This window comes from Methylophilus sp. DMC18 (genome assembly GCF_056314005.1).
Map to the genome: position 1 here is coordinate 498,971 of NZ_JBQUZE010000001.1, position 14,411 is coordinate 513,381.

At 49.3% G+C, this 14,411-nt stretch carries 8 protein-coding genes; 7 read left to right on the top strand and 1 reads right to left on the bottom strand.

The genetic code is table 11. From position 1 onward, the window contains the following. Positions 1–100: 100 nt before the first annotated feature. Positions 101–1,474, bottom strand: coding sequence for an adenylosuccinate lyase (gene purB, locus ACT53G_RS02265; protein ID WP_275356807.1), 1,374 nt, complete (start codon positions 1,472–1,474; stop codon positions 101–103). 194 nt (positions 1,475–1,668) lie between these two features. Here purB and ACT53G_RS02270 point away from each other — a divergent pair, with 194 nt between their 5' ends. From ACT53G_RS02270 to ACT53G_RS02300, 7 genes are all read left to right on the top strand, one after another. Continuing rightward, complete coding sequence (locus tag ACT53G_RS02270) at positions 1,669–2,340, top strand: transglutaminase-like cysteine peptidase (protein WP_194746990.1); 672 nt, start codon at positions 1,669–1,671, stop codon at positions 2,338–2,340. 118 nt (positions 2,341–2,458) lie between these two features. Further along, the gene (locus ACT53G_RS02275) at positions 2,459–4,387 is read left to right on the top strand and encodes a bifunctional diguanylate cyclase/phosphodiesterase (protein ID WP_194746989.1); all 1,929 of its coding nucleotides are present in this window, start codon (positions 2,459–2,461) and stop codon (positions 4,385–4,387) included. 135 nt (positions 4,388–4,522) lie between these two features. Further along, the gene (locus ACT53G_RS02280) at positions 4,523–6,667 is read left to right on the top strand and encodes a type I secretion system permease/ATPase (protein WP_476168585.1); all 2,145 of its coding nucleotides are present in this window, start codon (positions 4,523–4,525) and stop codon (positions 6,665–6,667) included. Between the two features lie 2 nt (positions 6,668–6,669). After that, complete coding sequence (locus tag ACT53G_RS02285; RefSeq protein WP_476168586.1) at positions 6,670–8,082, top strand: HlyD family type I secretion periplasmic adaptor subunit; 1,413 nt, start codon at positions 6,670–6,672, stop codon at positions 8,080–8,082. 5 nt (positions 8,083–8,087) lie between these two features. Continuing rightward, positions 8,088–8,762, top strand: coding sequence for a response regulator transcription factor (locus ACT53G_RS02290; RefSeq protein ID WP_313984242.1), 675 nt, complete (start codon positions 8,088–8,090; stop codon positions 8,760–8,762). A 220-nt stretch (positions 8,763–8,982) separates the two neighbouring features. After that, on the top strand, positions 8,983–10,791 hold the full coding sequence (locus ACT53G_RS02295; RefSeq protein ID WP_194746985.1) for a TolC family outer membrane protein: 1,809 nt from the start codon (positions 8,983–8,985) through the stop codon (positions 10,789–10,791). 205 nt (positions 10,792–10,996) lie between these two features. Further along, a partial coding sequence (locus ACT53G_RS02300) for a retention module-containing protein (RefSeq protein WP_476168587.1) occupies positions 10,997–14,411 on the top strand: 3,415 nt, incomplete at its 3' end.

Below are 14,411 nucleotides of genomic sequence, written 5' to 3' on the forward strand. Positions count from 1 at the left end.
AAACCTGCCCAGGTCGCCAGAGCGGCTGCGGGGCAGATGTCCTGAATGAAAATGGTTGAATGAAGTACGCTAAGAGTTCCCTGGTCAAATCAACGGCGATTTAAATATGTTTAACCAGTTGACTGGCCTTGCCGGTATAAGTTGCAGGGGTCATTGCCAGCAACGCCTGCTTGGCTTCGGCCGGGATAGGTAGTGTCTCGATAAAAGCATGCAGCGATTGTTTGTTAATGCCGCCTTTACCGCGTGTCAGCTCTTTGAGTTGCTCATAAGGATTTTCAATGCCATAACGGCGCATTACGGTTTGAATCGGCTCGGCCAGTACTTCCCAGCTATTGTCCAGGTCTTCCAGCAGGCGCTGCGGATTGATTTCCAGCTTATTCAGGCCGCGCAGGCAAGAGTCATACCCCAGTAGCGTGTAACCAAAGGCCACGCCCATATTACGCAACACGGTAGAGTCGGTCAGGTCACGCTGCCAGCGTGAGATAGGCAGTTTCTCGGCCAGGTGACGCAAAATCGCGTTAGCAAGGCCCAGGTTGCCTTCAGAGTTTTCAAAATCAATCGGGTTGACCTTGTGTGGCATGGTCGAGGAGCCAATTTCGCCCGCTTTAACTTTTTGCTTGAAATAGCCGACCGAGATATAGCCCCAGATGTCGCGGTTCAAGTCAATCAGGATGGTATTGATCCGTGCCAGCGTGTCGTAAATCTCAGCCATGTAATCATGCGGCTCGATCTGGATGGTCAGCGGGTTGTACGTCAGGCCCAGAGACTCGACAAAGCGTTTGGCAAAGCTTTCCCAGTCAAAATCAGGGTAGGCAGACAAATGTGCATTGAAGTTACCCACGGCACCGTTGATCTTGCCCAAAATTTCGTTCGCTTGCAGTTGTTTCAACTGGCGTTGCAGGCGATAAACCACGTTCGCCAGCTCTTTGCCCATGGTGGTAGGGCTGGCCGTTTGACCATGCGTACGGGACAACATCGGTTGCTCAGCCAGCGCTTGCGCCAACTCAGTCAGGCGGGCAATGACTGCCTGCAGGTTAGGCTGCATGACGGCTTCACGCGCAGATTTCAGCATCAGGGCGTGAGACAGGTTGTTGATGTCTTCTGAGGTACAGGCAAAATGGATAAATTCACTGGCTTTCTTGATTTCAGGATTGCCGTCAAACTTCTCTTTGAGCCAGTATTCCAGCGCTTTCACATCGTGATTGGTACGTACTTCGATGGCTTTGACCTGCATGGCATCCGCTTCGCTGAATGCGGCAATCGCAGCATCCAGTTCGTCTATGGTCGTCGGGCTGAATGGCGCGATTTCAGCCAGTTCAGGGGCGGCACTTAGCGCTTTTAACCAGGCGACCTCTACCATCGCGCGATATTTGATCAGGGCATACTCGCTGAAATAAGGCCGCAAAGGGTCAAGTTTTGATTGATAGCGGCCATCTAGCGGCGAGAGTGCGTTGAGCGTGGTGAGTGACGTCATGGTTAAACAATTTAATAGATGCGAAAAACCAGCATTTTACCCAATCCGTCCATACTTGTCTTTGTTGTCTCTGTCATGTTTGAGTGATTGGGTGTATGAGACCGCGCAGAAGTTGTCGATGAAAACCATTTTGTTTGTTAAATTGTGTCTCTTTTCATCGTGACATAATCGTTGCCTGTAAAACCTTAACTGACATGAAATTGACGCCATCCACCTTTGCCAGAGTATTGACAGGCCTATGCCTGGCAATCAGCCTGCTATGGTCGCAGATCCAGGCGGATGATTATGTGCTGGCGATGCTGGAGAAAGTCCGCCAGCGTTACGGCGAAGAGGCTTATCAGAATGTCATGCGTCTGAATGAGCTGTTTGCGCAGATTGCCGGCTCCGGCGAAATGACCAAGGTCGGCATGGTCAATGATTTTACCAATCAGCACGTGCTGTTTGTGGACGACTATACGCTGTGGGGCATGGAGGATTACTGGGCCAGCCCGCTCGAAACCTTGGGCAAGGGGGCGGGGGACTGCGAGGACTTCAGTATTGTCAAATATATTTTGCTCAAGAAACTGGGTATTTCACAGGATAAATTACGTCTCACGTATGTTCGGGCACGCATGCCTAGCGGCTCAATCCGCCCGCACATGGTGCTGGCTTACTATGCCACGCCTAACAGCGACCCACTGATTCTGGATAACCTCAATTTTGAATTGCTACCGGCTTCGCGCCGGGGCGACCTGGCGCCTGTCTTCAGTTTTAACGACAAGGGTTTGTTTGTGGCGAATAACCCGACGGTACGTGCGGGCTCGCCAACCAACATCTCAAAATGGCGAGATGTGTTGACGCGGATGCGACAGGACGGATTGGAATGATGGAAAAATGGTTAGAGCTATGGTTATTATGGGGTGAGGATGCTAGGCTTGCACATAGAGTCTGCACAAGGACCGGGCAGCTGCCAATCTCCCCCCAGGAAAGTAAGAGGGCTTTCTGATGTCATTAATCAAACAAATACGCATTGCAATTTCGGCCATCATTTTGATGGTGGCCGCCGGATGTCTGTTTCTGGGGGTCTATAATGACCACCGTTATATGGCGGAGCAGCTACAGAAAAAAAATAACGATAATGCCAACGGGCTGGCCATTACACTTTCCAATATTCAAAAAGACAATGTCACGGTTGAGCTGATCGTCAGCGCCCAGTTTGACATGGGGCACTATCGCCGCATTGCGATTGTGTCGCCTGACAACAAGACCATGATAGAACGCGTGAATCGTGCGCCCCATTCAGAGGCCCCAAGCTGGTTCCAGTCTTTATTGTCAATTGAGATCCAACCCGGCGTTGCCAATATTCAGTCCGGTTGGCAGCAATATGGCACCCTGATCATGGAAAGCGAGCCGTCGCTGGCTTATGACCAGCTGTGGGAAACGTCTCGTCATGCCTTGCTGTGGACACTGCTGGTTGCCTTGTTGAGCTATGCGATTTCTGGCGTATGGCTCAAGAAAATCTTGCGGCCACTGGATGAAGTCATTGGGCAGGCAGAAGCCTTGGGTGAGCGTAAATACATTACGATTGCCGAGCCGGAGACGGAAGAGTTCAAGAAGCTGGTGCGCACCATGAACACCTTGTCCGAGCGCGTCAAGTCTATGGTGACGGCAGAGTCCGAGCGCTTGAATACTTTTAACCAGCAAATCAACTATGACGAAGTGACCGGTCTCATGAACCAGTCACATTTCACCAACACGGCATCGGTGGCACTCAAGAATGACAGTTTTGTCGAGGGTATGCTGATTCTGGTACAAATGCGTAACCTGTCCGACATCGACCGGCAAATGGGCTACAGTGTGACCAACCAGCTGATCAAAAAAATCGGCGATGCGCTGTTGCAGCAGATGGCACATTATCCTGATGTGGTTTGCGGCCGACTGGCAGGGGGCGTTTTCGGGATTTTCAGTCGCCAGCCTGTCGATGATTTCGCCGTGGCGACCGAGCTCAAACTGGTGCTGGAAAAACTCAATGCCGCGCAGCAGATGCTGCAATTCCAGTTTGTCGTGACGCATACCAAAACCAAAAAAGGCGACGACTTTGCCGATATCTACCGCGTCATGCAATTTATTCTTGACCTGGCTGAGGATCAGGCCGCCTTGCCGATGCGCGTCATGAATGCCAATAGCATCGTCACCTCAAGAAAAAATTATCTGAACCAGTGGAAGCAGCAGTTCCTGCAGGCAATTGAGCAAAAGCAAATCAAGCTCGCCTGCTATCCGGTGATGCAGCGGCATCAACAATTGTTCCACTACGAATGCCCCTTGCGCTTGCATATTGATGAAGGCGATCAATGGCTGGCAGCGGGGGCCTTTATTGATTGGGCCAGCCAGCTCGATATGATCAAAACGCTGGATGGTCTTGCGTTGGAGTATGCCGTCGATATGCTGGCCAAGAGCAACGCCAATTTAAGTGTGAATGTCTCGGCAGCGGCAATGCGTAGTGATGATTACCGTGACAAGCTGCAGGCCTTGATCCTGTCCGTGAATCAACCTGCCAGGTTGAGTTTTGAGGTAGCAGAAGAAGCGGCGTTTAGTGACTTTATTAAGTTCAGGGAGTTTGTGCATCTGGTCAAGTCGCTGGGTTGCATGGTCGGGATGGAACATGTCGCCACCCGCTTGGCGCAGTTAGGTGACTTACACGAACTGGGACTGGACTATATCAAGTTTGACGCATCTCTAATCCGCGATATTCATTTGCGGCCACAACAGCAATCACTGATGCGCGGCCTCTGCATGATGGTGCGCACCATGGGCATCGTGCCGATTGCCGAGGGGGTGCAGGATCAGCAGGAGCTGGATAGCTTGAATGCGGTGGGAATAGAGGCGGTGACCGGCCCCTACGTACAGGAAAGCCTCTCGTTTGGCGAGCTCTGATACGGTCAATTTTTGTAATTCAACGGGGTTATGCCATATACTCCCCGTTTTGATATCAATTAAAACACCATACAATCAATCTTGCTAATCAGTCGCTGATATCACTCGGACAAGGATAATAATAAGTCATCTGCCATGGAAACGACGCCATACTTCAATAAAACCGAGAAAGACGCTCTGCTGGAGTGCCTCCTTTATATTTGCCGCCATAACCGGTTGGCCACTACACGCGACGCCCTGATTTCAGGCTTGCCGTTGCAGAATGGCAAATTAAGTCCCGAATTATTCAAACGTTCTGCGGAGCGTTTGCAACTGGATGTGACGGTCAAGCAAGCGGCCATTCCAACATTGCTGCAACCGCAGGTGGATGTCACGTTGCTGTTGAACAACGACCGGGCCTGCCAGTTGATTCAGGTAGATCAGTCGCAGCATTTTGCCCAGGTTATTTTCCCTGAGCTGTCTTCTGAGCCGGTCACCATCAGTCTGGCGGATTTGGCTGCGCAATATACCGGCTATGCCTTGATTACCCGGCAAAACTTCATTTTTGATGCACGTACGCCTGAGGTGGGCCGTATCAAAGTCCGGCACTGGTTCTGGGGCACGCTTGCCGAAAACCGCGCGATTTACCGCGATGTGATGATTGCCGCATTGCTGATTAATCTATTTGCGCTGGCCATGCCGTTGTTCACCATGAACGTCTATGACCGCGTGGTACCCAACAAGGCAGTTGAGACCTTGTGGGTGCTCGGCTTAGGTGTGGCGCTGATAGTGCTGGGGGATTTGCTGTTACGTTCAATGCGTACCTATTTTCTGGATTGGGCCAGCGCGCGTATTGATGTGAAACTCAGTGCACAGATCATGGAAAAGGTCCTGGGCACGCGGTATGAAGCCAGACCGAATTCCGTTGGCTCGTTTGCTTCCAATCTGCGTTCGTTTGAAAGTGTGCGCGACTTTATTACTTCAGCCACCGTGGTGACGTTGATCGACCTGCCGTTCGGGATTATTTTTCTGGTGGTGATTGCCTGGATCAGTCCGTTGATGGTGCTACCTGCTGTGATTGGCGGTGCCATTGTGCTGATCTACTCGTTGAGCGTGCAAACCAAACTGCATGACCTGTCTGAAACCATGTACCGTGCCAGCGCACAGCGCAATGCCACACTGATTGAAAGTCTGGTGGGGCTGGAGACGGTGAAATCCATGGGCGTGGAAGGGCAAATGCAAGGCAAGTGGGAGAAGAGTGCGCTGTTTCTGTCAGAAGTTGGCAGCAAGATCAAACTGCTCTCGTCATCGATTACCAACGGCACTTACGCTTTACAGCAGATCATTAGTGTCGCCATCATTATTCTGGGCGTTTACCTGATCTCGAATGGTGATTTGACCATGGGCGGTTTGATTGCTTGCTCGCAGTTGACCAGCCGTGCCCTGGCGCCGATTTCACAAATTGCCAATCTGTTTACCCAGTACCACACTGCGGCGACTTCGCTGAAATCGCTGGATGACATTATGGGCAAGCCGGTTGAGCGTAGTAAAGGCATGAATTTCCTCTCGCGACCTGCTTTCAAGGGCGAAATCGAGTTTAAAAATGTCTCCTTTAAATATCCTGGTTCGGATGAGTTTGCCTTGCAGCGGGTGTCTTTCAGGATTCAAGCGGGTGAGCATGTTGGGCTGATCGGACGGATGGGCTCTGGCAAGACGACAATCAACAAGCTGATTCTGGGCTTGTACCAGCCAACCGAGGGCGCGATTCTGATTGATGGCATCGACGCGCGTCAAATCGATCCGGCCGAGTTACGTCGCAGCATTGGCTATGTGCAGCAGGATAATCACCTGTTTTTTGGATCGTTGCGTGACAACATTACGTTGCGAGACCCGCATGCCGATGATCAATCGGTCTTGCAAGCGGCTCAGGTGGGGGGGATTGCCGAGTTTGTCAATGCGCACCCCAAAGGCTTTGATCTTGAAATCGGCGAGCGTGGCGATACGCTGTCTGGTGGTCAGCGCCAGGGGGTGGGGATTGCACGTGCGTTTGTGACTCATCCGCAAATTGTGTTGCTCGATGAGCCGACCAGTGCCATGGATCACTCAGGCGAAGAAAGCGTTAAGCGCAGAATTGGCGAAGCCATTGCCGGAAAAACGCTGGTCGTGATTAGTCACCGCAACGCGATGCTGGAGCTGGCGGATCGGTTGATCGTCATTGACTCTGGCCAAGTGGTTGCAGATGGCAGTAAAGAAGACGTGACTGCAGCATTGCGTGCGGGCAAAGTGGGTAAGGCAAGATAATCATGGCAAAAAAAATATACGATCAAATTGGTCAGATTACCAAACCAGACAGTATTTGGGTGCGCCTGGGTAAGCCTGTACACGCGCTGGTGGATAGAATTGTCAAAACCGAGACAGCGGAATCGCGCACCTGGGTGGAGCAGGCGCATGATGTGATGGTCGAAGACACCATGCTGCATGCCAAGCTGATCATGTATTCTATCCTCGGCATCTTGGTAGTTTTGCTGGTTTGGGCCGGCATTGCCAAGGTTGATGAGGTAACCCGTGGCGAGGGGCGTGTGATTCCGTCACGTCAGGTGCAGGTTGTGCAATCGCTGGATGGTGGGATTGTGACTGACATCATGGTACAGCTGGGGGATACGGTTAAACGCGGTCAACCCTTGATCAAGATTGATGAAACGCGGGCGATCTCCTCCCTCAAGGAAAACCAGAGTCAGTACCTTTCCTTGACGGCCAAAGAGGCGCGACTGAAGGCATTGGCAAATGGCGGTAGCTTTAACCCGCCCAGTGAGGTGCAAGAAAAAGCGCCTGATACCTATTTGCAAGAGCTGCAGTTATTTAACGCTGCCAGAGATGAGTTGAATTCGCAAATCAATATTGCACGTGACCAACTATCGCAACGCGAACGTGAACTATCGGAAGTGCAGTTTAAGAAAGAAGTGGCGATCAAGACTTATGAGTCTACCAGTAAAGAGCTCGCTGCCAATCGCCCTTTACTCAGTAGTGGAGCGGTTTCAGAGATTGAGATTTTGCGCTTGGAGCGTGATGCAAACCGTGCCAAAGGGGATATTGATCAGGCATCGGCACAGATGTCACGATTGACCGCCGCGATTTCAGAAGCGCGCCGCAAGGTTTCTGAAGCACAACAATCCTTCATGAGCAAAGTCCGCACAGATTTGAATGAGACGACTGCCAAAATCAACAGTCTGACACAATCCAGTGTAGCGCTTTCAGACAAAGTGAAACAGTCGACACTGACTTCGCCGGTGAACGGCAAAATCAGCAAGCTTTACTATAATACGGTAGGCGGCGTCATTCAGCCTGGTAAAGAGGTGATGGAGATTGTGCCAGGCGATGATGCACTGGTGATTGAAACCAAAGTACAAACCAAGGATATCGCCTTTATCCGGCCGCAACAGCCGGCAGTGGTCAAACTCACGGCCTACGATTACACTATATATGGTAGTTTGGATGGTGTTGTAGAAGATATTGCTGCAGATTCCACGATAGACGATAAAGGTAATGCATATTATGTCGTTAAAGTGAGGACAACCAAGAATAATCTTGGCGACCATCTGCCGATTATTCCGGGGATGGTGGCACAGGTAGATATCCTCACAGGTAAAAAAACGGTGCTGTCTTATTTATTAAAACCAGTGTTAAAAGCTAAATCGTACGCATTGACCGAGCGCTAAAAACTATGAAGCATATATTTATCACGACCCTCAAAAACGCAATCGAGTCCTGGCAAAAGGCCTTTCCTCAATCAACCCTCATTTCTGATGTGATTTCTGCAGATATTGCAGGGGCACCCATCATTTGGGTGCATGCGCAACTAGAGCAGGGCAGCCTTTGGCGTCAATCTGTGCAACACATTCTTCGCGTGTTGCCTGCCGCCAAAGTCATCGTCCTCTCCAATAACCCCGAGCAAGTTGAAGCCATGCAGGCACTGGAGTCAGGGGCGGTTGGCTATTTGCATGCGTATGCACATCCAAATGTGCTAAAAGAGGTTTCTAGTGTGGTTTCGCAAGGCGGGGTCTGGCTGGGACGTGATGTACTCAAGCATCTGATCAGCCTCACAACCGGTGGCAAAGCCACGTCAGCTGTGCCAGAGGATATTCTGGAGAATTTGACCAAGCGTGAGCGAGAGGTGGCGTTAGAGGCCGCTAAAGGAAGTAGTAATAAAGAGATTGCCCGCTTACTGGCCATCTCCGAGCGTACGGTTAAGGCACATCTTACTTCTGTCTTTGATACGCTTAAGGTGCGCGACCGGTTGCATTTGGCTTTGGTTCTGCAGGGGCAGTCCACGCCGGGACATTTTGCCGGTAATGTGGGCATTAAAAATCCCAGCTTAAATAAATCTCAACTAAATTAACGTGTAATAAATAAGTTAACTCATATATTTATCGTGTAAATATATGAATATATGAAGGTTTTTTTGAGTTTTTATATTGCATCAATTCCATTTTTTTGACTAATTACACTAAATTTATCAAAAAGTTTGTGGTTTATTGCGGTGACCACTCTTGTGCAGGCTTAGTTCCGTGGTTATACTGATTTTGGATGAATCTTTATAACTTGTTAAGAGTCTGCAAATGAAACTAAAAAAAATTGCCTCAGCGCTCCTCGTGGGCGTGTTCTCTTATTCTTCGTTGGCCTGGGCGGCGAGTCCTGAAAGTCTCGAAAAAATTATCGAGAAAGCAGTATCAGAGAACCCAGAAGTTCAAGCGAGCTTTCATGCATTTAAGTCAGCGGAACTGGATGAGTCTGCGGCCAAAGGCAAATATCTGCCGAACGTGACTGTAGATCAGGTGTTCAGAAATCAGGAGCGCCTGACCCCTAATGTAAGCAATACCTATTCTCCTAACCAGCAATCCACCCTGACTCTGCGCCAAATGATTTTTGATGGCCTGGCGACGCCATCAGAAGTCGGTCGTCTGGACCATGTGGCTAAGTCACGCTTCTACGAGTTGCAAGGGCAGATGCAGGCAGTAGCGTTAGATACCGCCACGGCTTACTACGATTTGATCCGTTACCGCCGCTTGGTCTCTTATGCTCAGGATAACTTTGTCGTGCACAAGCAAGTCTTCGATAAGATCAAGTCTCGTGTAGATGCCGGTGTAGGTAAGAAGGTTGACCTTGAGCAAGCAACAGGGCGTCTTGCTTTGGCCGAGGCTAATCTGGTGACGGAAACAAATAATTTGTATGATGTTTCTGCGCGCTTTCAGCGTCTGGTAGGTGAGTTGCCGCCGGAGAATCTGAATGAAGTGATGATGACGGGCGATGGTCTTGCTCCTTCAGCTGATCAGGTGTTAGATGCTGCTTACAAGCAAAACCCGAACGTTCTGGCTGCGATCGAAAATATTATTGCGGTTGAAAAATCTGTTTCCGGTCGTAAAGCTGCCTTTATGCCGCGTGTTGATTTGCAAGGCCGTAAAATTATTGACGTCAACGATAAAAGTAGACTCAGTACTTTAGCTGCCGATACGCTGGAAGTAACTGCGAGCTGGAATATTTTCAACGGCTTTACGGATAAATCCAATCTGGATTCTGCGGTTGAAACCCTGAACCGCTCGCACGACTTGCGAGATAAAGCGTGTATTGATACCCGCCAACTGGTTGCAATTTCTTACAACAGCATTAAGCAACTGACTGAGCAAGTGGCTTACCGCAAACAGCATCAGGATTCGATTGAAAATGCGCGCTTGGCTTATCGCAAGCAATACGAAATCGGCCAGCGTACCTTGCTTGACTTGCTGGATACTGAAAACGAATACTTCCAGTCACGTCGTAACTTCACTATTGCGGAAATGGATTTGAATACGGCCTATGCAAAAACGTATGCAGGTCAAGGCTTGTTGCTGAGCAAACTCGGCGTTACACGCACAGATGTGGGTGATTATCCTCGTGAAGAGTACATGGATCGCGAGAATGTGTGTAAAGCAGTAGTGCCTGAGCAAATCGTGCCCGATAAAGCAGCATTGCTGGCAAATGCCAAGCCATGGGAAGGTAGTGGTGAAGCCTTTAAGCCTAAAGCACAAGAAAAGGCGACCATGAAATTTACGCCACGCATTCTGTTCCAGGCTAATAGCGCGATTATCTTGCCAGAGTCCTATGCCGACCTGGATATTGTGAATGATATTGTCAAAGAGTGGGGCAACGACAAGGTTGAGATTGCCGGCCACACGGACAAGCGTAGTACTTCTAAAGAAAAGTACAATTTGCTGTTGTCTGAAAAACGTGCAAAAGCCGTGGCCGACTATCTGATCAAAAAAGGCACTGATGCTAAGCGTCTGGTTGTTAAGGGCTATGGTTTCTCACAGCCGATTGCTGAAAACGATCCAGTGGAAGGTAACGATGCCAACCGTCGTGTAGAAATTATTCGTTTCCAGGCTGTTGAGTAACTATTCCAAGACGATTAAGTTGTTTAAATGAAAGCGGAGTCATTTGACTCCGCTTTTTTTATATCTCTACGCGTTATGACTTTTAAATTACTTAAGCGTTTTATATCCCGAGTTTCATACTGTACTTTAGTACAATAGATTTTCATTGTTTACTCGCGTTTAATACGAGACTATCAAAATTGTCTCAACTTAAAGTGAGGAAAAAATGGCTACTGTGATCGGTACAGTTACAAACGTTCAAGGTATGGCAATTGTTGTGGATGCAAATGGCAGTCGCCATATGTTGAAACAGGGCGAAACGCTGCATGCAGGAGATAAAGTAATTACTGCCTCTGGCTCGGCGGTTACTGTGAAACTTGCAAATGGTGAAACTGTTAATTTTGCAGAAGCGCAAACCGTCAAAATTACGGATAACCTTGCGCAAGTTGATGTATCCGATGTCACAGAAAATGCTGTTAACCAAGCCGTATTTGATGCCGTTTTAACTGCCTTGAATGAAGGCCGCGATGTTACTGAGGTGCTTGATAACCCGGCTGCTGGTGAAGCAGGTAGTGATGGTAATGCCTCATTCGTTAACCTGGATCGCATCCAAACGCAAGATGGTTCTGGTGCAAACTATACAGGGGGCAATGCTGCTGGCGGTGGGGCCGGAGATGGTGGCCGAGGGTTTAGTCCTAACTTTGTTTATTTAACGCCATCTGGTGCCGCTCCTTCGGTGACTCTTGAAGATGATGTTGATAACAACAACTTCATTAACCAAAGCGAATTAAATGGTAAGCAATTTGTAACTGTCTTGATCGGATTGCCTGTTGGTGTTGAGCCTGGTGATGTTTTAAATGTCACCGATAACAATGGTACACGTGCAATTGCTATTTCTGCATTGGATATTTCTCGAGGAGGGATTACACTAGAAGTAAGTCCGTTGCCTCCTCAAGGCTCAACAATAACCGTAACAGCATCGATTACAAATCAGTCTGGTCAGACCTCGCCGTCAGCGAGTGACTCTGCTGTACTCGATACGACTCCCCCATCAGCACCTAATGAGTACCAAGTTATTGACGATGTCGCTCCTGTGGTAGGGCAAATCTCCAATGGGGGCGTAACGAATGATAACGTTCCCGAGTTTAAAGGCGAGAATCAAACGCCTGGTGATATTGTTACTGTCACAATTAAGGGCTCGGATGGTACGACAGTTACAATTACCGCTAGTGTGAAGGCTGATGGGACCTGGAGTGGCCTTCCTTCTGTCCCATTGAAGGATCAAACTTATACAGCCACGATCACTGCGACAGACCCGGCAGGTAATGTAAGTGTGCCAACTGCCCCTTTTGTATTTACTGTTGATACGGTAAACCCAGACGCTACAGCTATTAGCGGTCAACTGCCGGAAACTCTCATTGACGATACAGGGTTTAGTCAAACAGATAACCTTACCAAGAACCGCGCTCCAACCTTAACGGGTACGACAGAAAAGCTGACAGACACTGTGATTGTTACCATCAATGGTGGAACATACAAGGCTGTTGTTACTACCGATGCTTCGGGTAAGGTTGTGTGGAGCGTGACGTTAAAAGACGCGAATTTACCTGATGGTACCTATACACCACAAATCAAAGTGACTGATTTGGCAGGTAATGTCACCATTAAAGCCAGTGAAACATTTACTGTTGATGGAACACCGCCAGTTGCGCCAGGCGCTTTTGTAGCATACGACGACTTTGCGCCTGTGGTTGGAAATATTATTGATAAATCTACCACGAATGACAATATTCCTGATTTTTCTGGTTCTGGCGCAACCCCAGGTGATTTGATCAAAGTATATGATGGTGTAAATGTTATTGCGACTGCTATAGTCAAACAAGACGGTACGTGGGCGGCGACACCATCTAAAGCGCTTAATGACGGGCAGCATGTAATTACAACTACAGCTACCGACCCGGCAGGTAACGAAAGTGATAAATCTTCAACACTTACATTCACAGTTGACACACAAGCGCCGAACAAGCCGACGATAGACAGTGTCTTTGATGATGTAGGTGCGGTGACGGGTAATGTATCGAATGGTGGCTTTACCGATGATGCTAAGCCTACGATCAGTGGTAAAGGTGAGCCTGGCTCCACTATTACTGTATATGACGGCAAGAATGCGATTGGTACAACCGTTGTAAAAGCGGATGGTACATGGAGTCTTGAGCCCTCTAGCCCATTGCTGAACGGTACAAGAGAGTTGACGGCTGTTTCTACGGATGCTGCTGGTAACAACAGTGTGCCTAGTGACAAGTACGTGATCAATGTCGACACGAATGCGCCACAAGACCCATCAATTGTTCGGATTGACGACGACTTTGGTGCAAAACAAGGACCGATTCAGAAGAACAGCACAACAGACGATACGACGCCGACTGTGGTAGGTACAGCGGGAGCTAATCTGAAAATCAATGTTTATGACAATGGTGTACTGATTGGCACAACGACTTCTGATGCGAAGGGAGACTGGGTATTTACACCGACTAAGCCATTGAGCGAAGGCAATCACAATATTACTGCGACCGCAGTAAGTGCAGCTGGGGTTGAAAGTGGCAAGACAGGTGGTTTCCCATTTGTAGTAGACACCACGCCACCTGCGGTGAACGTGAACCAAATCACCGATGACGTTGCCCCGAAAGTTGGAGCGATCAACACTGGGGATACGACAGACGACAACACCCCAACGGTAAGTGGTACAGGCGAGCCTGGAGCTACGATCACTGTGTACGATAACAATCAGCCGATTGGTACGACCACAGTGCAGCCAGACGGTACTTGGAGCTTCACACCGACGACCCCATTGGTAGATGGATCGCACAGTATCAATGTCACGGCGACAGATGCTGCTGGCAACACCAGTGGCAAGACCCCAGCGACTAACTTCACAATTGATACAAGTACAGTAGGCGTGCCGACGATCACGGCGATTAACGATGACGTTGCGCCGATTACAGGGACAGTTGCACAAGGTGGAGACACTAATGACACGACGCCTACTGTTGTTGGTACAGCACCAGCGGGTGCGGTCAGTGTAGAAGTGTTCTTGAATGGTGTTTCACAAGGTACGGTTGCTGTGAATAACGGTAGCTGGAGCTTTACGCCGAAAACGCCGTTGGCTGATGGAGCTTATGGCTTCAAGGCAATTGCGATCAACGCAGCAGGCAAGCCAAGTGATGCGACCCCAGAGTACAAGATCAATGTAGATACGAAAGCGCCGGTAGCGCCTACGATAGACGACGTACAAGATGATGTTGGTAGCAAGCAAGGCACGGTTGTGAATACTGGTGTGACAGATGACACCACGCCGACGATTTCTGGTAAAGGTGAAGCTGGTTCACAGATCACTGTGTACGATGGCAATACCGTATTAGGCACAACGACCGTGAAGGCGGATGGTACTTGGAGCTTTACGCCAACAACGACGTTGGTAGATGGGTTACATACGTTTACAGCGAAGTCTACGGACAAGGCTGGCAATGAGTCGCCAACCTCTAACAGCTATGCAGTGACGATAGACACACAAGCGCCGAACAAGCCGACGATAGACAGTGTCTTTGATGATGTAGGTGCGGTGACGGGTAATGTATCGAATG